The organism is uncultured Slackia sp. (assembly GCF_934630525.1).
Taxonomy (GTDB): Bacteria; Actinomycetota; Coriobacteriia; order Coriobacteriales; family Eggerthellaceae; genus Slackia.
In genome coordinates this window covers 1-19,295 of sequence record NZ_CAKTVX010000014.1, presented here as the reverse complement: position 1 = coordinate 19,295, position 19,295 = coordinate 1, and the positions used below count along the sequence as shown (strand labels likewise).

The window sequence follows — 19,295 nt, the reverse complement described above, 5'->3', positions numbered from 1 at the left end:
CGGGAAGGCCCTGATGGGGCGCTCCAAGACCACAGCTCGCTACCGCTCACTTCGTTCGCTTTGCGCTCGCTTGGCGGCGTTCAGCTTTACAACGAAGGACGCGTTTGAACGCCGACGGTCTTGGAGCGCCCCATCAGGGCCTTCCCTGCGTCCTCTTTACAAAAGCCGAAACTAAAACCGGCAGTCTCGTCGCGCCTCCCATCCGGGCCTTTCCTGCATTTTCTTCAAAACAGCGCAATAGCAGCGGACGAGAATCAGGCCAACCAAAAGTCAGCGAACGGCAAGCTGGCGAGTGCAGTTCGGGGACGCGCAAGGCGACGCGTACTTCGTTACGCGAGCCGCAGCGCAAGCCCGAAATGCGCCGCCAGATTGTCGCGCAGCGTCGGCCGGTAACGCCGTTTTAAAACGACGTTACTCCAAGTAGGCGCCAGTCTGCCTATTCCACAAGTTGGCGTATTCGCCGCCAGCGGCGATAAGCTGCTCGTGCGGGCCATCTTCGGCGACCTTGCCCGAATCGAGCACGACGATGCGGTCGAGGCTCGCCACCGTTGAGAGGCGATGCGCCACCACGATACACGTGCGCCCCTTCATAAGCGTGGCGAGGGCGTCTTGCACGAGCGCTTCGCTTTCAGAATCAAGCGCGCTCGTCGCCTCATCGAGCACGAGCACCGGGCAATCGGCCAGAATGGCACGCGCAATGGCGATGCGTTGGCGCTGGCCGCCCGACAGCTTCACGCCGCGCTCGCCGACCTGGGTTTCGAAGCCCTGAGGCAGACGTTCGATGAATTCCAGCGCGTTCGCACGCGCCGCCGCTTCGCGAATCTCGTCCATGCTGGCGCCCGGCTTGCCGTACGAGATATTCTCGGCAACGCTGCGGTGGAACAGCAACGATTCCTGCGGCACATAGGCGATTTGGCGACGCAGCGACTGCTGCGTGCATTGCGCGATGTTTTGCCCATCAAGAAGGATGCGCCCCTGCTGAATATCGGACAAGCGAAGCAAAAGTTTCGTGAGCGTCGTTTTGCCCGCGCCGGAAAGGCCGACGAGGCCAATACGCTGACCTGCGGGAATATGCAGTTCGAAATCGTCGAACACCTGCGTTTTCGTATCGCCGTCGCCATACGAAAAGCCAATGCCTTCGAAATCGATCGCGCCTTCACGCACCTGCAAATCGGGCGCGCCGGCAGCGTCGGCCACCAGGCGCGGTTCATCGAGCGTGGCCGTCATGCCGCTCGCGTCGCCGAACGCGCGATTGAAACGCTGCAGGCCATTGTTGATGAAGTTGAACTGGTTCGTGACCGTATAGGTGTAGGTGAACATCATCACAAGCGTGCCCGGCGTGATGCCATACCACGCATTGCCGCCCGCGATGAACACGGCCACCACGCTCATAATGACCACGGTAATCGATGCCGTGATAATGCCGCGCGTAAGCGAAGCCCACATGCGCCTCGAATCGCGCGCAACCACTTCCCTATTCGCCGCATCGAACAGCCCGCGCTCATAGTCTTCGCGCCCATACGTTTTCACGGCAAGGATATTCGACACCGAATCGGACAGCTCGCCCGACAACTGGTTTTGAGCGCTCGCCGCCTTCTCATTAAGCGACAGAATGCGCTTGTACATGACATATGAAACCGTGGCGTACACCGCGAGCAGCGCCATGAGAATAGCCACATACACCGGCACACGCGGCGCCAAAATGCCGCACGTAAAAATGACCGAGCACATAACCGGCAGAAACGGGAACATGATGGTCTCGATAATCTGCTGGTAGGCGCTCATGAATTTCGATGTTTGGCTCACGAGCGTACCGCCGAAGCGGTTGGAGTGAAAGCTCATGGACTGGTTGCACAACGCGTCGAAGCTCATCGTAGCCAAATCATACGCGGCCGCGATTTCCAGCTTATACAGCGTGTAGTCTTGAAACTTGCTCGCGGCCTGGCCGAATATGTTGATCGCGATAAGCGCCACGATATAAGGTCCGTAGGCGGAAAACACCTCATCGGGGCCCACGCCGCCCTCGCTCACGCGATCGACGACGAGGCTCATGACGTACGGGTTGCCGTACGAAAGCAGCGCCACGAAAAGGAACGTCGATACGATAAGGCCCCAAAACAGGCCTTTGTGCTTGCGCGTCACCTGCCAGTAGTAATGCAGCGTGCGGCGTGTAGTTGATTGTTGCATGAGTTCCCCTTGGCGCCTTTACTGTTCGTCGATGAAGCCAACGCGGTAGTTCGCGAACACCACGCCATCACCCATCTGGGTCGCATCGAGGTCGACATCGGCGCTGATGCTGAAATCTCGATCGTCCGACTCGTCGCGGAAAATTTGGCGTACGTGCCACACATGGGCCGCCTCTTCATCGGATTCGTCGATGAACAGGTATTTCTTCGAACGGGCATCGGCATCGAGCACGATTTCCTCGTGCTGGGCGAAGTACTCGTCAAGCGCCGCCTGCCAAGCGCGCTCGCCAAAGCCCCAATCGGCATCCATCTCGCCCAAGTCGGCCACGCGGCCAAGCGAGGCCAGACGCACGCGCGAGATGAGCGCATTGCGCACGAGCACGGTAAGGCCGCGCCTGTCGCGCACCACGGCGTCGGTTTGCGCCTCGGGCGGAGCCGCGTCAAGCGACGCGCCCGCATTCGCCCATTCGTCCACCAAGCTTGAATCGACCGAACTCACCACGAGGCCGAGCCAGGCGATGATGTCTTTCATCTGCTCGTCGCGCTTATCGATGGGCACCGTGCGATCGAGCGCGCGGAAAGCCTCGGCCAAATAGCGAAGCAAAATGCCCTCGAAACGTGCGATTCCCAGGCGCTGAATGTAGCCTTTGAAGTCGCTCGCCGTTTCGAGCATGTCGCGCAGAACCGACTTGGGGCTCAGTTCGAAGTCGCGAGCCCACGGCACCTTTTCGCAATACTGCGCGAAGGCGGAATTGAGCAGGTCTTCGAGCGGCTTGGGATAGGTGACTTCGGCGATGCGCTCCACGCGCTCATCGTAATCGACGCCGTCCATCTTCATTTCGGCCATAGCCTTGTCGCGCGCCTTGCGTTCCTGCGCGCGCAGCACCTGGCGCGGGTTTTCGAGCGTCGCTTCAACCATGGAAACCGCATCGAGGGCATAGGTGTCGCTTTCGGGGTCAAGCAGCTCAAGCGCCGCGAGCAGGAACGGCGAAAGGGGCTGGTCAAGCGCGAAATCGTCAGGCAGGTCCATCGTGAGCACGTATTCGGTGCCGCCATCTTCGGCCTCGCGGCGCTCCACCACGTCGGCATCGATGAGCGTGGCGAACACTTCGTCAGCACGCTGCGAGAGCTTGATTTTTTCCTCGGGCGTCTGCATGGAGTCGTCGATGAGCGCTTCGACGCGAGCGCGTGCGTCGCCGCCCTGCTCCACCACGGAAAGCACCATCGAATGGGTGATGCGCAAACGCGGCGTGAGCTTTTCGGGCTGCGATTCAATGAGGTGGTCGAAGGTCTGCTCGCTCCAATTCACGAAGCCCTCGGGCGCTTTCTTCTTCTTGATGCGGCGCAGCTTCTTCTCGTCGCCGCCAGCCTTCACCATGGCTTTGTAGTTCTCGATTTCATGCTCGGGCGCCTCGGCGAGCACGCGGCCTTCGCTATCGAAGCCCGAACGGCCCGCGCGACCGGCGATTTGGTGGAACTCGCGCGAACGCAGGCGGCGCATTTTGTAGCCGTCGAATTTCGTGAGCTGCGTGAAAACCACGGTATGGATGGGTACGTTAATGCCCACGCCCAGCGTGTCGGTGCCGCAAATTACCGGCAGAAGACCCTGCTGGGCGAGCTTTTCGACAAGCAAGCGATAGCGCGGCAGCATGCCCGCATGGTGCACGCCCACGCCAAAGCCGAGCAAGCGTTTGAGCGTTTTGCCGAATGCAGTGGTAAACGCCGTGCCCTTCATGGCCTCCTTGACCGCCTCGCGCTGCGCCTTGGTGGCAACGCCGTAGCTCGCAAGCGCGCTCGCCGTAGAGAGCGCGGCATCTTGGGAGAAATGCACCAAATACATGGGGCCTTCGCCAGCCCGCAAGGCGAGCTCGACCGTGGCCTCGATTGGCGTTTTCACATATTCATATGAAAGCGGCACGGGGCGCGGGGCGTTCATCACGCGGCTCACCGTATTGCCCGTTTGGCGCTGCAGCGTCGCAGCGATTTCGTCGACGTCGCCAAGCGTGGCGCTCATCAGCAGAAACTGCGTTTTCGGAAGCGTGAGCAGCGGCACCTGCCACGCCCAGCCACGATCGAAATCGCTGAAATAGTGGAACTCGTCGGCCGCCACCGAATGCACTTGAGCCTCGGCGCCCTCGCGAAGCGCGAGGTTCGCGAGAATCTCGGCCGTGCAGCAAATCACGGGCGCGTCGACGTTGATATGCACGTCGCCGGTGATCATACCCACGTTGTCACGGCCAAGCAATTCGACCAAGTTGAAGAATTTCTCGCTCACGAGCGCCTTGATGGGCGCCGTGTAATAGGAGCGCTCGCCGAAGCACATAGCCATGAAATGCATGCCAAGCGCTACGAGCGATTTGCCCGAACCGGTCGGCGTGCCCAAAATCACGTGATCGCCCACCATGATGTCCATGAGAGCTTCCTCCTGGTGCGGCCACAGTTCAATGCCGCGCGACTCGCACCACTCCATGAATGCCATGAACGACTCTTCGGTAGAGGCGTCTTCGTCATAGAGTTTGTTGGCGATGCGGCCAAGCTCGCCATGGGCGGCGGCTGCGATTTCGTCGGCCTCAACGACTTCGGTAAGATCTTCAGGATGAGCGTCTGACATGGCAGGCCTTTCATGCCAATCAAGTTGGCAAAAGAAAAATGCGGTGATAAAATGGGCCCAATGGCGAGCCTGCGGGTGGGATCCAGGCAATGCCGTCGTTTTTTGAAGAAGGTCACCCCCTATCGGCGGTGGCCTTTCTTTTTACGCTTTGGGCACTGCTCACGTGCCGCGGATAGCCCGATTATCGCCGTCGCCAGAGCGACAAGCGCAGTCGCGAGGTTCGCTACCTCTGTGAAAAAATCGGTCATAGGGCATCACCTCCCTTCTTCGGGAAGGCACTGCCCGGCACACAAACCGCCGTTGGGGTATCGGCTATTTTAACGCAGAAAGGGCCGCTCTCGCGACCCTTCCCCAAAGCGCCTACACGCCAGACTCTTTCATTATTCCGCGTTTTTCAACGCGAGCGCAAGCGGCACTTTCTTGATATGGCGCACATGCAGAAGCGCCACCACAAGATAGGTCGCGAATCCCGTGGCGATGGCTTCCAAAATGCACGTCAGCGGCACGTAAATCTCGATGTTGCCGCTGTACGAAAGCAGCATTGCCTTGAATATCGCCGTGAGCGACACGATGATGAGCGGCTGGCACACGATGAGCGATGCCGCCACGCACCAGGTAATCGAGCGCACGTAGAGCTTGCTCACCTCCCTGTCGCGATAGCCGAACACCTTCATATAGCTGATGGAGCGCGCGCTGTGGTCGATGACCGACTTCGTGAGCAAATACATGAATACGAGGAAGATGAACACCGACATGCCCACGAGCATTCCGATCATGTCGTCCATCATGCCCGTGAACTGCTCGCCAATGGCATCCATGTCGGAAGGCGTAAGGTCGCTCGCCACATAGCGGGAATCAAGCGAGAGCGGCTCGTCGGAAACATACCCATTGAAGTAGGCCGCATCGTTACCGAACAACGCGTTGAAATCGTCCAGGCTCATGTAGATATTCATGGTCGACTTCGTGCCCCACGTGCCATCGTCGCCCGCGAACGTGAGCGTATGCGTCTTGTCTTCGTACTTGTCGTACAGTTCGATTGCATCGCCCTGCTTGAAGCCGAACTTGTCAACCAAGCCGCCGCCAAAGACCGCCTTGCCGTCTCCAAAGTCCATATCGGTCCAATAACGAGAATCCTCCTGCACGCCATACACGGCGATCGTTTCCTCGCCATTGCCTTCACCGCGATCGTATTGCAGCGAATACACGGCGAATTTCTCAGCCTGGGCGATTGCGCCGGCACCGTTGTCGACCGTATTCACTGGATGCGCGTTTTCGTCGTCAAGGTCGAGGTCGGACACCTTGTCGACCATATCGACCACCTCGTCGCGCGTCGTGCCCAAATCGTCGGCAACACCATCGAGCTCACTATTGAGCGCGTCTTGGGACTTCGCGAAAGCGTCCTGGGCATCTTGCGCCTTTTGCATGGCTTCAAGCGTCGGCTCGGCCTGCAGCGCCTCCGCCGCCACCTTCAAGGCATCGGCCTTTTCTTGCGCATCGTCGGCGGCATCCTCAAGAGCCGAAAGCCGGGCGCCCTCCACGCCCTGCAGCGTATCGGCAGCTTTCCACGCTTCGCGCTCGTCATTGGTGCCCTCAAGCTCCAGCGGCGCCTTCAGCGAATATTGATGCTGCGCGACAACGGTATTGTGCAAATTCTCGGCGTAATGGCTCATCGTGGGAAGAATCGCGAGTGAGAACAGCAAAAGCAGGCTCGCAAAGCCAATGCCCACGAAGAGCGTGGCGAAGTTGCCTAAATTTCGCAGGAACACGCGCAGACGGAATCGCGCGGTAAAGCCCAGCCACTCGGGCAGCGCAAACCCACGCTTCACGCCGCCCTTGCTCGTTTCATGGCGAAGGAATTGAAGGGGCGTGTGGCCCATCTTGCGCAGCAAACCGATGAGCGTGACCAGAATCAAAACCGCCACAGGAACAACGGTGGTCTGGAAGAAAACGCCCCAACTCCAGGTCGCATAATACGGAGGCAGGCTGTATGACCCATAATACAAATTGCGCATAGGCTCACTCATGAGCGTAAAGCCCACCACGTTGCCCACTGCGGCGGCGGCGATGCCCACGATACACGGCAGCGCGAGATAATGCGCTACCAGCTCACGGCGTCGATAGCCGCTCGCCAGAAGCGTGCCGATAATCGCGCTTTCTTCTTCAATCGTGCCCGACGTGAGCACCACAAACACGAATGCCATAATCACGATGATGATATACAGCAGCGTCGTCCACATCGCCGAGTCGCCCGACACGTCGTCTTTGGCATACCCAATGCCTTGGTTCGAATCGACGTCGGTCAAATCGGTCACGTTCGCATGGGCGTCGGAAAGCGCACTCACCATGTCTTTTTCGATATCCACGCGATCGGCCACGGAAAGGTCGCGATCGTTGAAGCGGTACGAGTAGGTATAGCTCGGCAGAAAGCCCGTATTCTCGAGCGCCTTGAAGCCCTCGGGCGACACTTCGGCCACGCCAAACGAAAGCGTATTCACCGTGAACTCGGAATTGCTCTGGAAAAGCGCCTGGTTATCGGCCAGGGTCACAATGCCCACCACGCGAAACTCGACGCCGTTGAGCGTGACCGTATCGCCTATGGATACATCGTTGTTCGTTGCGAACACGCGGTCAATGGCGATTTCGTCTGCCGCCTGGGGCTCGCCGCCTTGCGCATACGCGGCCAAATCGACCTGCGTGCGATGCTCGAACGTGCGCACCGTGCAGTTGCGGGCGTTATCGCCCTGCGTTTTCTCGAAGCTCGCATCGAAGAAATAGTTCTTGTACAGCTCAATGCCGTCAGAATCGGACGCAGCATCGCGCACGGCGTCGAGCTGCTCATCGGTCGCCTCGAACGCCGTGGTGAAACGGCCGTCTTCAATACTGTAGGTTTCGGGCATATCGTCGATGATGACCGAAATGGAATGGGCGGCGAGCAGAAACCCCGAGGTAAGCGCGATGCTCACGGCCATGAGCAAGAATATGCCGAGGTATTTTCCAATATTGTGGACAAGCTCGCGCGGAAGCCGTTTGATCAGGGGACTCATAACGACCTACCAAACAAGCTCTGCGGCGGACACGGGAGCGGCGTTCGTCTCATTTTCAACGAGCACACCGTCGCGAAGGCGCAAAACGCGGTTCGCCATGTGGGAGATGGCGTCATTGTGGGTCACGATCACGATGGTGCAGCCATAATCGCGATTTACCTGCTCCATAAGGGCGAGGATTTCCTTCGACGTTTTGTAGTCGAGCGCGCCTGTGGGCTCGTCGCACAAAAGCAAGCCAGGGTTTTTCACGAGCGCGCGTCCGATGGCGCAACGCTGTTGCTGGCCGCCCGAAACCTGCCGGGGGAATTTCGCGCGATGCTCATAGAGGCCCAGTGATTTCAGAAGATCGTCGATAGGGAGCGGGTTTTTTGAAAGATGCGCCGTGACCTCGATATTTTCACGAATCGTGAGGTCGGGTACCAGATTATAGAATTGGAACACGAAGCCAAGCTCGCTTCGACGATATTCGCCAAGCGCCTTCTTGCCGAGGCTCGTGATAGCGGTGCCGCCCACTTCGATAGTGCCCCCATCGGCCGCTTCAAGGCCGCCGATAAGGTTCAAAAACGTCGATTTGCCCGAACCCGAGGGGCCGAGCAGCACGCAAATCTCGCCGCGCGCGATTTCCACGTCGATGCCGCGCAGCACTTCCATACGCGCCGCGCCTTCGCCATAGCCTTTCACAAGGCCGCGCGTTACCAAATAGGACGCGCCCGCATTCGCATGCGGGGCGCCCTTATCCAATGCGCATCCCGCCGATGCGGCCGCGCCCGTAACTCCATGAGGCATAAAAGTACCTTCCTAACAGTTTCCCTTAGGTGACTTTTATACCACTGAGCCAATTTGTTAGCAAATGGTTACTTATTGTTTACAAAACGCGTCCATGCTCCACCGAGTATGTCACGTCAGCAATGGCCGCGGCGCTCGGGCGGTGGCTTACGAGCAGCACCGTTTTGCCCGCGCGATTGTCTGAAAGCGCGCGCAGCACGGCAGCCTCATTGAGCGCGTCGAGGTTGCTCGTAGGCTCATCGAGCAAAACGAATGGAGCATCGTGCAAAAACATGCGCGCAAGGCCCAAACGCTGGCGCTCGCCTCCCGAAAGGGCGTCGCCCAGCTCGCCCACCTGCGTATCGAGCCCCGCAGGAAGCCTGCGCACGAAATTGGCGATCGACGCCTTTTCGCACGCCACCATGATTTCTTCGTCACGCGCACCAGGTTTCGCGAACGCCAAATTGTCGCGCACCGTTCCGGCAAACAAATGCGTCTCCTGCGTCATGAAGCCCTCGACTTCACGCAAGCTCGCAGTATTCACGCAGCGAATATCGCGTCCCGACACTTCGATTTCACCACGATCGACATCCCAAAAGCGCATGAAAAGCTTAAGCAAGGTCGATTTGCCCGAGCCCGAACGGCCGGCAATTTGCACCACCTGGCCAGGCTCGACACGCAGCTCGACATCGGAAAGCACCTCTGCGTCCCCATATGAGAAATCGACGTGGTCGGCTGCAGCGCCCTCGAACCCCTCAAGCGCCACGCCGCCTTCGACCTCTTCGGTTTGCGGATGTTCATCGAGCACGTCGAGTACGCGAGCGCCCGAGGCAAGCGTTTGCTGCAACGTGGAGCCCAAATTCGCCACGGCGATAACCGGCCCAAACGACGACATGAGCGCCGCGCATGCCACAACGGCGCATCCGAAATCGAGCATGCCGTAGTTCACCAGATGCATCGACGCGAGCAGCATGCCCATATCGAGCGCCAAGACCACAGCGCCCGTCGCCGCCATGGCAATCGCCGTGCGCCCCTTCAGGCGCGCCTCGACGCGAATGAGGCTATCCATGCGATTCGATAATTCCTGCGCGCGGTCGCACGCGCGACCGAACTGCAAGGTTTCACGCAAACCGCGCAGGCTATCGAGCACGAAAGCGCTCATCGAGCCAATGGCATCGCGCACTTCACGGCCGCCCGTGCCGCTCGCTTTCGAGGAAACCCACGGCACCGCAATGCCCACAACCGCATACGAGAATGCGACATAGAACGCCAACAGCGGCGAAAGCGTCGCGGTAAACGCGACCATGCCGAGCGAAACGATAAGCGCGATGGCCGCCGGCGAAAGCGTATGCGCATAGAAAACCTCGAGCAGCTCGACGTCGCTCGTCAGCAGCGAAACCAGATCACCTTTGTCGCGGCCCTCGAGCTTGGCCGGAGCGAGCGTACGCATTTTGCCGAAGACCTTGTCGCGCACGAGCGCGAGAATCTTGAATGCGAGATAGTGGTTGCACAGCTGCTCGCCGTAGCGAAGCGGACCGCGCACCACGCCGCACACCGCCACCGCCACGCACGCTGCGCCCACAGGAATCGCGGCCCATACGCCTGCGGCATCGAGCAGGCCATATACTGCGAGCACCGTAAGGAAAATCGCCGCAAAGAAACCGAGCACGCCCAGAAGAATCGCGAGCGCCATAACGGGCAGAAGCGGACGCGTAAGGCCCACAAGCCTCGCCATGATGCTGAAGTTCGAACGACGACGCGGCTTTAAAGCGGCCTCGCCATTCACCTGGCGCGAATCACGCTGCGCGGGTTGAAGCTGCGAATCGGCCTCGCACACATCGAATTCCTCGACGCCTTCCTGGGCGACGCCATGTGCGAAGGCTTCAAGCTGGGACTGCTTTTCCCAGAGCTTCGCATATGCGCCGCCGTGCGCAAGAAGCTGCGCGTGCGTGCCATGTTGCGCAAGTTTCCCCTGCTCAAGCACGTAAATTTCATCGGCATGCTCAAGGGCCGACAAACGATGTGAAATCATGATGACCGTATGGCCGCCAGCCAACTCGCGCGCGGCCGAAATAATGGCAGCCTCGCTTTCGGCATCGATATTGCTCGTGGCTTCATCGAAGATATAAATGGGGGCATCGTGCAGCAGGGCGCGCGCAAATGCCAACCGCTGGCGCTGGCCGCCCGAAAGATTCGCGCCCTCGGCAGCGATATCCATATCAAGGCCACCCGACTCGCGCACGAAACCGGCGAGACGGCATTTCTCAAGAGCCTCCCACAGCTCTTCATCGGTCGCATGGGGCTTGGCAAGCAGCAAATTCGAGCGCAGCGTGCCCTTGAACACGTAGCTCGAAAACGGCACCGTGGTAATGGTCTCGCGCAACGATTCGGCCGAAATGTCGCGCAAATCAATGCCGCCGATGCTGATATCGCCCGCATAGCGCGCGTTCGCGCCGGACAGAATACCAGCGAGCGTCGATTTGCCCGATCCGCTTTCGCCCGTTACGCCAATAAAGCTGCCGCATGGCGCCGAAAAATCGACGCCCTCGAGCACCTGGCGCTGTCCATCATAGGAATAGCCCACGCCACGGCATACGACGTTCGCATTGCGCGCATCAACCGCGCGCGTGCCGTCAACCGGCAACGGCGCGTCGAGAATCGCGTACATTTTCTCGGCGGCGGCCATGCCATTCATCGCCGTATGGAAAAACGAACCCAAGGTGCGCATGGGAATGAAGAACTCGCTCGACAAGAACACGATAGAGAATGCAGCGGCGAATGTCGCCGCGCCAACCGAGAACTGCCACAGCACGGCGATGATGCCAACCGCCGCTCCGCCGAATGCGAACAGGTCCATAACGGTGATTGAATTCAACTGCATTGACAGCAGGCGCATCGTCGCTTTGCGAAAGCCTTCCGCCGCCTCGTTCATTTCCTTGTGCTTTTGGGCGTCGGCCGAATAAATCTTCAACGTGGTAAGGCCTTGGATGGCCTCGAGGAACACGCTGCCCAAATCGGAATAGCTGCCCCAGTAATTGCGCATGGTGCGGCGCGCGATTTTTTGCACGGCCATAATAGACGCCGGAATGAACGGCACGCACACGAGCAGTGCCACGGCGGCCGGAAGCGACAGCGGGGCAAGCGCCACGAACAGCGTAATGGGCGCGATCAGGGCATAGAACAGCTGGGGCACGTATTGGCCGAAATAGCTCTCGAGCTGCTCGGTGCCCTCGACGCTCACCTGCACGGCGACGCTCGTTGCCACGGTTTCGTTATAGGCGGGGCCAAGGGCGACGAGCTTATCGTAGACCTGCTGGCGAATGGCGCATTTCGCCTTAGCGGCCGCGCGCTGCCCCATGCGCTGCGCCATCGTTTGGCACACCATGCGCACAGCGATCGCCGCCACAGAAGCGGCCATCACGCCAATCGCCATAGCGGCGTCAGCCGCGCCCTCGAACGTGGCCTGCAGAAATACGCCAATCACAATGAACAGCGCGATGTTGCACACAAGCGCTATCCATTGGAACAGTACATTGGCAAGAATGTATTTTGCGGCGCCCGGCACCATAGCAAGCAAGCGTTTATCGAACATTTCTCCCCCGTTTTCGCCTTTGCGAACGTCATAAGTTGTACGGGGCTAATGGTAACCCAAGCGACACTTTTATGGAGGCTTTCGAGAAGACCTCCACGGGTTTTCATGCTTGCAGCAGGTCGTCTGAGCAAAAGCGAGGCGCTCAGGCGCCGCATTGAGAAATAGCAACAGGATTATTCCACGTGAACGAGTGCGAAGACCTCAGCGTCGGTCGCCTTGGCAATGGCCTCGCGGGGGTTGAGGAAATCGAGCTCCATGAGGAATCCCATGCCCGCGAGCTTTGCGCCGAACTGCTCGATAAGATGGGCCTGCGCCACCGCCGTGCCGCCCGTGGCAACCAAGTCGTCAACGATGAGCACCACATCGTTTTCGTCGAGCGCGTCGGTATGAATCTCGAGGCTATCGGTTCCGTATTCGAGCTCATAGCTTTCGCTGCGCACTTCGCGCGGCAACTTGCCGGGCTTGCGAGCAGGCACGAAGCCAGCACCTAGGCTGTACGCGACAGGGGCGCCAATCATGAAGCCGCGGGCCTCAGCGCCCACGACCTTGGTAATGCCGGCGTCTTTGAAGTGGTCGGCAATGGCATCGATGGTTGCCTTGAAGCCTTCGGGCTCCCTCAAAAGCGTCGTGATGTCCTTAAAAATGACGCCCGGCTCGGGATAATCGGGAATGTCGGTAATGTGGCCTTCAAAATCGTAAGCAGCCATGAATGCCCTTTCTCGCACGGAATATGCAACTGAGCCATTGTAGCGCTCGCCGCCGCCAATTGCGTTGCCGACGAGCCCTCGTAAAGAAGGGATTACACGCAAACCAACCGGGCATCGCAAGCCGAGCCGGCTGCGCGAAGGGCGTTAACCGTGCTGAAAATACTCGGGCACGTCGTCGCGCTTCATGGAATGCGTCGCATAGACTTCCTCGTCTTGCCACAGCGCCACTGCCTGCGACGGCTTCACGCCAGCCGCGCGAGCCGCCTCGCGCGTTGCATTCATATCGATGACGCGCTGGTTGGACGAGCCACGAAAACGCAGCGTAATGTCGTGCAGGTCGTTTTCAAAAGGCCCGTCGACCAGCACGTCGATGCAATCGAGCAAGCGATTGGTGAACTCGGTGAAATGGGGCCCACCGGGCTCAAGCTCGTCGAGCGTATCGCCCGTAAAGCACCAAATGGCCTTGCTCGGAACCTCGCGCTTTACGCGTTCGACGAATTCGACCAAGCCTTCCTGATTCTCGGGCTCCATGGGTTCGCCGCCCAGAATCGTGAGGCCATCGCAAAACGCCGCGCCCAAGCTCTCGATTACCTTGGCCTGCACCGCCTCATCAAACGGCTCGCCTGCGTCGAAGCGCCATGCCTCGCCGTTGAAGCAATACGGACAATGCCTGCGGCACCCCGACACGAACAGCGACGTGCGAACGCCTTCGCCGTTCGCGATATCGAAATATTTGATGGCAGAGTAGTTCATGAAACCCCCTCGCGCGATGGCGCGCGGTCGTGCGATTCCGATAGATTCCGCACGAGCCGAACAGCACTTAATGCGCTGTTCGCGCGAGCCAGGACTTGACCGAAGCGGAAGCGCATGAGCGCGCGCCATCGCACCCAGCCGTTTCCTTTTCCTATACCTTAACAAAGGACCTTCCATCCGAGCCAGAAAACCGACAGACGGCCACACTCGAACCGTGACGAACATATGCTCAACTATTCACATATCTCCAGGTCAGACACATTTTCATCACATTTTCAAGTTGCTTGGGACTAACCGGCCGCCGCTCGCATACAATAATGGCGCTCTTTGCACTGCATTGCCCATCGCACGGCGACAGGGCGAGCTCAACAGCGCAAACTGATCAGGCCGTGGCGCATCGCCATGGAGCCGGGCCGTATTCGGCAGCAGACGCACACGCGCCTGCGGGACAGTAGCTGACCCGCAGGCGCGTTTTCTTTTCTTCCAATTGAAAACGAACCCCGAAGAGCAACGACACGTTCGCAACCAGGAGGTTCATCATGACGCAAGCAACGCAATCCGATTCGTCGCGGCAACCGGGCATCGACAAGGCAGCCATCACCAAGCAGGTCGCCGCAGTTGGCGTAGGCGGAAACGTGGCGCTTTCGGCAATCAAGCTCATCGCAGGCATCATGGGCAATTCCACGGCCATGATCAGCGACGCCATCCATTCGCTTTCCGACGTGTTCGCCACCGCAATCGCGTTCATCGGCGTGCGCCTGGCCGAGCGCGATGCCGACGCGACTCATCCCTATGGCCACGAGCGCTTCGAATGCGTGGCGTCGCTCATGCTGGGCCTTATTTTGGCTGGCACAGGCCTCGCCATTGGATATTCGAGCATCGAAACCATTGCCACCCGATCATACGCCTCCGCCAGCGCGCCGACGATTATCGCGCTCGCGGCAGCCGTCTTGTCTATCGCGGTTAAGGAAGGCATGTTCTGGTATACGCGCCATTGGGCACGCGTGCTGAATTCGAGCGCCTTCATGGCCGACGCGTGGCACCACCGTTCCGACGCCATTTCGTCGGTCGGCGCGCTTTTGGGCATCGGCGCAAGCATGCTGGGCTTTGCCGCGGGCGACGCTCTTGCCAGCCTCGCAATTTGCATCATCATTCTGAAGGTCGCCTACGACGTGATGAAAGACGCCCTGAACAATATGACCGACACGCCGTGCGATCGCGAATTCGAGCGCAGAATCGGAGGCTGCATTGAAGGGGTCCCGGGCGTGGTGCGCATCGATGCGCTGCGCACGCGTAAGTTCGGCAACCGCGTCTATGTCGATGCCGAAATCGCCGTGGATGGACAGCTCAAGCTTGCTGAGGCCCACGAAATCGCCGAGGCCGCGCACGACGCGGTCGAGGCAAACTTCGAAGAAGTAAAGCACATCATGATTCACGAAAACCCGGCATAAATGCCACGTTTCGCAGCGAGGGCCGAAACCCTATGAGGTCGGCCGGCCCTCGCCTCCACCTCTCTATTCCCCACAATACGCAAGAAGGGCCAGCCCTCAGGCTGACCCTTCGTTTATTCGGGCGGCGATTCGCTACAGATGAAGCACGCGATCGCGGATTTCTTCCGTACGGCCCTGGTTCCAGAACTGGGTTCCAATATAACCGCAGGTACGACGCGCGACATTGAGCTTTTCCTGGTCGCGGTTGCCGCAATGCGGGCATTCCCACACGAGCTTGCCATCGTCTTCAACGATCTTGATTTCGCCATCAAAGCCGCACACCTGGCAGTAATCGCTCTTGGTATTCAGCTCGGCGTACATGATGTTGTCGTAGATGTACTGCATCACGCGAATGACTGCCTTCAGGTTGTCCTGCATGTTGGGCACCTCAACGTAGCTGATAGCTCCACCAGGGCTCAAGCGCTGGAACTGGCTCTCGAACTTCAGCTTGTCGAACGCATCGATTTCCTCGGACACATGCACGTGGTAGCTGTTCGTGATATAGCCCTTGTCGGTGATGCCTTCGATAATGCCGAAACGGCGTTGCAGGCATTTCGCGAACTTGTACGTCGTGGACTCGAGCGGCGTACCGTACAGCGAGAAGTCGATATTGCTCGCTTCTTTCCATTCGGTGCACTTGTCGTTCATGTGCTGCATGACCTCGAGCGCAAAGGGCGTGCCTTCCGCCTCGGTATGGCTGTGGCCGGTCATGTATTTCACGCACTCATACAGGCCTGCATACCCCAGCGAAATGGTGGAATAACCGCCGTAGAGCAACTTGTCGATGGGCTCGCCCTTGGGCAGGCGCGCCAATGCGCCGTACTGCCACAGAATGGGCGCCGCATCGGAAAGGGTGCCCTTCAAGCGGTTGTGGCGGCACATGAGGGCCTCGTGGCACAGCTCCAGACGCTCGTCGAAGATTTCCCAGAACTTCTTCTCGTCGCCCTGCGAGGAGCACGCGACATCGACCAAGTTGATGGTGACAACGCCCTGATTGAAGCGGCCGTAGTACTTCGGCTTGCCCGGCTCGTAGTTGCCCGCATTGGCCACGTTGTCGTAGCCGTTGCCAGAACGGTCGGGCGTAAGGAAGCTGCGGCAACCCATGCAGGTGTAGCAATCGCCGTTGCCCTCGGTCTCGCCCTTGGAAAGCTTCAGCTCGCGCATCTTCTTCTCGGAAATGTAGTCGGGCACCATGCGCTTGGCGGTGCACTTCGCGGCCAACTGCGTGAGGTAGAAATACGGAGCATCCTCGGTGATGTTGTCTTCTTCGAGCACGTAGATGAGCTTCGGGAACGCCGGGGTGATCCAGACGCCCGCCTCGTTCTTCACGCCCTCGTAGCGCTGGCGAAGCACTTCTTCGATGATCATGGCCAAGTCGCGCTTTTCTTCGGGAGTGCGCGCCTCGTTGAGGTACATGAACACCGTGACGAACGGCGCCTGGCCGTTGGTGGTCATGAGCGTGACGACCTGGTACTGGATCGTTTGCACGCCGCGGCGAATCTCGTCGCGCAGGCGAGCCTCGACCACTTCGTTGATTTTCTCAGACGTGGTCTCAAGACCCAGCGTGTTGATTTCATCGAGCACCTGGCGGCGAATCTTCTGGCGGCTCACCTCGACGAACGGCGCAAGATGCGTGAGCGAGATGGACTGGCCGCCATACTGGCAACTCGCAACCTGGGCGATGATCTGGGTGGCAATGTTGCATGCCGTAGAGAAGCTATGCGGGCGCTCGATAAGCGTGCCAGAGATGACAGTGCCGTTCTGCAGCATGTCTTCCAGGTTCACGAGGTCGCAATTGTGCATGTGCTGCGCGAAGTAGTCGGAATCGTGGAAGTGGATGATGCCTTCGTTATGGGCGGCCACGACTTCAGCAGGCAGCAGCAGGCGCATGGTGATGTCCTTGGAAACCTCGCCGGCCATGTAGTCGCGCTGGACGGAATTCACCGTAGGGTTCTTGTTGGAATTCTCCTGCTTCACTTCTTCGTTGTTGCACTCGATGAGCGACAGGATTTTGTCGTCGGTGGTGTTCGACGTGCGCTTGAGCGTTTGGATGTAGCGATAGATGATGTATTTGCGCGCCACCTCGAAACGGCCAAGCGCCATGATTTGGTTCTCGACCATGTCTTGGATTTCCTCAACCGACACGGTATGGCCGGCACGACCGCACAGCCATTCAACGCTGTGGGCGGCGAGGGCGATTTGGTCTTCCGTGAGGCGCTCGTGAGGAGCGGCATCGTTGTTGGCTGCGGTGATCGCATTCACGATTTTCTGGATGTCGAACGTTACTTCCGAACCGCTGCGCTTGATGATTTTCATCGCATTCCCCAATCAATGTATCGCCATGTGCCACTTCGTCAAATCGCGCGTTCGGACACCCCATATACGCACGCTATCGGGACCTTCGTCCCGCCCTAAAGACAACATCGCCTGGGTTTTCCCTTGCGAAAACCCAGGTTTCGGTGCCTCTATGATAACTCAAACAGACCACAATATCTTGTGATTGTTATTTGAACTCTGCACAGTATCGTGTTTGTGCAGGTCGGCTCGAATGAAACCGCTCGCAAACGAAAAAACATGCTCGAATTCGGCGATTGGCCTTGAAATCGAGAGCGCAACGTGCGTGGGAGACGCGGGCAAAAGCCGGGGCAAGGCAAAGCCGCAGGTGGGGTCACATACGGCCGAAAAAGAGCGGGCGCGGCATGCGAAGGCGAGGCGCCACGTCCGAAGCGACGCGAGGGCGTAAGGTCGAGCGATAACTGGTTTCACGCCTTGCCTCCGAAGCCGATTGACGCGTTTCCCCTCCCGCATGCACAAGATATTGGGGCCGCGCAAAAACGGGCCCAGGCGCCTTGGCGCCAGCTTCGTTCAATGCGGCGCGATGTTAACTTCTTGTTGCCAACCAATGTTCATCGAAGCGCCTTCGTGCGGTATAGTTCATCTATGAAATAATCAGTTGCACTCACGAACTAATGCATCGAAAGAAGGATCCATGCTTCGCCCGAAATTCGATTCGACGTTCTTTGTGGCGTTCAAGCTCACCCACGAGGCGCTCGATGCCGCGCTGAAGAAGGCAAGCGAGCTCAATATCACGCAGTATCGCGTGCTCGTGAAACTGCTCACGGCAGGAACTGCGGGCCTGCCGCAGAAAGACGTAAGCGCGCTGCTCGATTTGAAGCCCAATGTCGTTACCCAGGCCATCAACACGCTTGAAGAACGCGGGCTTGCCCTGCGCGCAAACGGCGCAACCGATAAGCGTTTTCGCCGCGCCCGCGCCACCTCCGCCGGCGGCGAGCACGTAGCGCACGTGAATGCGGCAATCGTCAAGGAGCTCTACGACCTGTTCCCGACCGACAATGCCGCCTGGCGCAAGATTCTGGAAGCGTCCATCGCCGCCGGCGCCGACATCGATCCGCCGCTCTCCCCTGATTTCGCCGAGAAATACCCCGCGTCGCGCACGCTCGTTTCCATTGAGCTGGTGCGCTTGGCTATTGAACGCGGCTTGAAAGAGACGTGCGGGGCGCCGTTTTCCGACTGTCTGGTGATGATGCGCCTTGGCGAGGCGACGCGGCCCTTGCGCGTCAACGATATCGGCGAGTCGCTCGAAATGCCCACGGCGAATGTGACTCGCGCGGTCGACCGTCTCGCGCAACGCGGCTGGGTGAAGCGCATGGGAAGCGACCGCGATCGCAAGGCCGTCTTCGTCGTGCCCACCGAAGACGGGGAATTCCAGGAACGCATCATCAGTGAAAAATCGAACGAGCTTGCCGAGGCCCTTCTTTGGAGCAAGCTTACGCCGGCCGACCAGGAAGCCATCGGCGATGTGGGATCGGTGGTTATCGACGGCTTGCGCCGACGCCGCGCCGAAGAGCGCAACGTGGGCTTTGCCGATTTGAGACCGATCGATTAGACGGAAGAGACGCAGACGAAACGCTGCGCTGTGTAGAACCCATGCTGGCGCGCCCGTGGGGCGATCGAGAAGTTTCCAAGTTTGATCCCAATTTGGTCCCCACTTGGTACAGAGTTTGGTGCATAAACAAAAAAGGTCAGAGCGTACAAGGCTCTGACCTGGCGTTTTAATGGAGCGGGTGACGGGAATCGAACCCGCGTTAGAAGCTTGGAAGGCTTCAGTTCTACCATTGAACCACAC

The 19,295-nt window shown here is 59.0% G+C and carries 11 protein-coding genes and 1 riboswitch; of the genes, 3 read left to right on the top strand and 8 right to left on the bottom strand.

Annotation, left to right across the window (positions count from 1 at the left end; genetic code table 11):
* The first annotated feature begins 104 nt into the window (after positions 1 to 104).
* Positions 105 to 404 (top strand): hypothetical protein, encoded by a 300-nt coding sequence (locus Q0D41_RS09240; RefSeq protein WP_294378326.1) that lies wholly within the window; start codon positions 105 to 107, stop codon positions 402 to 404.
* 7 nt (positions 405 to 411) lie between these two features.
* On the opposite strand, the gene Q0D41_RS09235 is transcribed toward Q0D41_RS09240, so the two are convergent.
* The 7 genes from Q0D41_RS09235 to nrdG all read right to left on the bottom strand — a co-directional run bounded on the left by Q0D41_RS09235 (position 412) and on the right by nrdG (position 13,658).
* On the bottom strand, positions 412 to 2,187 hold the full coding sequence (locus tag Q0D41_RS09235) for an ABC transporter ATP-binding protein (protein ID WP_294378323.1): 1,776 nt from the start codon (positions 2,185 to 2,187) through the stop codon (positions 412 to 414).
* A gap of 18 nt (positions 2,188 to 2,205) precedes the next feature.
* Positions 2,206 to 4,797: an RNA helicase gene (locus Q0D41_RS09230; RefSeq protein ID WP_294378321.1), complete on the bottom strand. Its 2,592-nt coding sequence runs from the start codon at positions 4,795 to 4,797 to the stop codon at positions 2,206 to 2,208.
* Positions 4,798 to 5,177: 380 nt separating this feature from the next.
* The gene (locus Q0D41_RS09225; RefSeq protein ID WP_294378318.1) at positions 5,178 to 7,841 is read right to left on the bottom strand and encodes an FtsX-like permease family protein; all 2,664 of its coding nucleotides are present in this window, start codon (positions 7,839 to 7,841) and stop codon (positions 5,178 to 5,180) included.
* A 6-nt stretch (positions 7,842 to 7,847) separates the two neighbouring features.
* The gene (locus Q0D41_RS09220) at positions 7,848 to 8,492 is read right to left on the bottom strand and encodes an ABC transporter ATP-binding protein (RefSeq protein WP_367113836.1); all 645 of its coding nucleotides are present in this window, start codon (positions 8,490 to 8,492) and stop codon (positions 7,848 to 7,850) included.
* Positions 8,493 to 8,706: 214 nt separating this feature from the next.
* Positions 8,707 to 12,198: a thiol reductant ABC exporter subunit CydC gene (gene cydC / locus Q0D41_RS09215; RefSeq protein ID WP_294378312.1), complete on the bottom strand. Its 3,492-nt coding sequence runs from the start codon at positions 12,196 to 12,198 to the stop codon at positions 8,707 to 8,709.
* 173 nt (positions 12,199 to 12,371) lie between these two features.
* Complete coding sequence (locus tag Q0D41_RS09210; RefSeq protein WP_294378310.1) at positions 12,372 to 12,905, bottom strand: adenine phosphoribosyltransferase; 534 nt, start codon at positions 12,903 to 12,905, stop codon at positions 12,372 to 12,374.
* A gap of 144 nt (positions 12,906 to 13,049) precedes the next feature.
* Complete coding sequence (nrdG, locus tag Q0D41_RS09205; RefSeq protein ID WP_294378308.1) at positions 13,050 to 13,658, bottom strand: anaerobic ribonucleoside-triphosphate reductase activating protein; 609 nt, start codon at positions 13,656 to 13,658, stop codon at positions 13,050 to 13,052.
* Positions 13,659 to 14,026: 368 nt separating this feature from the next.
* A riboswitch (NiCo riboswitch) is annotated at positions 14,027 to 14,112 on the top strand.
* Positions 14,113 to 14,197: 85 nt separating this feature from the next.
* On the opposite strand from nrdG, the gene Q0D41_RS09200 reads away from it, so the two are divergent.
* Positions 14,198 to 15,109, top strand: a complete 912-nt coding sequence (locus Q0D41_RS09200; RefSeq protein ID WP_294378306.1) for a cation diffusion facilitator family transporter — start codon at positions 14,198 to 14,200, stop codon at positions 15,107 to 15,109.
* A gap of 132 nt (positions 15,110 to 15,241) precedes the next feature.
* Here the strand turns inward: Q0D41_RS09200 and nrdD are convergent, their stop codons facing one another.
* A complete protein-coding gene (nrdD, locus tag Q0D41_RS09195; RefSeq protein WP_294378303.1) occupies positions 15,242 to 17,464 on the bottom strand; it encodes an anaerobic ribonucleoside-triphosphate reductase in 2,223 nt (740 codons plus the stop codon).
* A 673-nt stretch (positions 17,465 to 18,137) separates the two neighbouring features.
* Here nrdD and Q0D41_RS09190 point away from each other — a divergent pair.
* The gene (locus tag Q0D41_RS09190) at positions 18,138 to 19,055 is read left to right on the top strand and encodes a MarR family transcriptional regulator (protein ID WP_294378301.1); all 918 of its coding nucleotides are present in this window, start codon (positions 18,138 to 18,140) and stop codon (positions 19,053 to 19,055) included.
* The last annotated feature ends 240 nt before the right edge of the window (positions 19,056 to 19,295 follow it).

Excerpts from the sequence above, each read along its gene's own strand:
- Q0D41_RS09225 (WP_294378318.1), bottom strand. The coding sequence starts at position 7,841 with ATGAGTCCCCTGATCAAACGGCTTCCGCGCGAGCTTGTCCACAATATT.
- Q0D41_RS09210 (WP_294378310.1), bottom strand. The coding sequence starts at position 12,905 with ATGGCTGCTTACGATTTTGAAGGCCACATTACCGACATTCCCGATTAT.
- Q0D41_RS09190 (WP_294378301.1), top strand. The coding sequence starts at position 18,138 with ATGCTTCGCCCGAAATTCGATTCGACGTTCTTTGTGGCGTTCAAGCTC.
- Q0D41_RS09235 (WP_294378323.1), bottom strand. The coding sequence starts at position 2,187 with ATGCAACAATCAACTACACGCCGCACGCTGCATTACTACTGGCAGGTG.
- cydC (WP_294378312.1), bottom strand. The coding sequence starts at position 12,198 with ATGTTCGATAAACGCTTGCTTGCTATGGTGCCGGGCGCCGCAAAATAC.
- Q0D41_RS09220 (WP_367113836.1), bottom strand. The coding sequence starts at position 8,492 with ATGGAAGTGCTGCGCGGCATCGACGTGGAAATCGCGCGCGGCGAGATT.
- Q0D41_RS09230 (WP_294378321.1), bottom strand. The coding sequence starts at position 4,797 with ATGTCAGACGCTCATCCTGAAGATCTTACCGAAGTCGTTGAGGCCGAC.
- Q0D41_RS09200 (WP_294378306.1), top strand. The coding sequence starts at position 14,198 with ATGACGCAAGCAACGCAATCCGATTCGTCGCGGCAACCGGGCATCGAC.
- nrdD (WP_294378303.1), bottom strand. The coding sequence starts at position 17,464 with ATGAAAATCATCAAGCGCAGCGGTTCGGAAGTAACGTTCGACATCCAG.
- nrdG (WP_294378308.1), bottom strand. The coding sequence starts at position 13,658 with ATGAACTACTCTGCCATCAAATATTTCGATATCGCGAACGGCGAAGGC.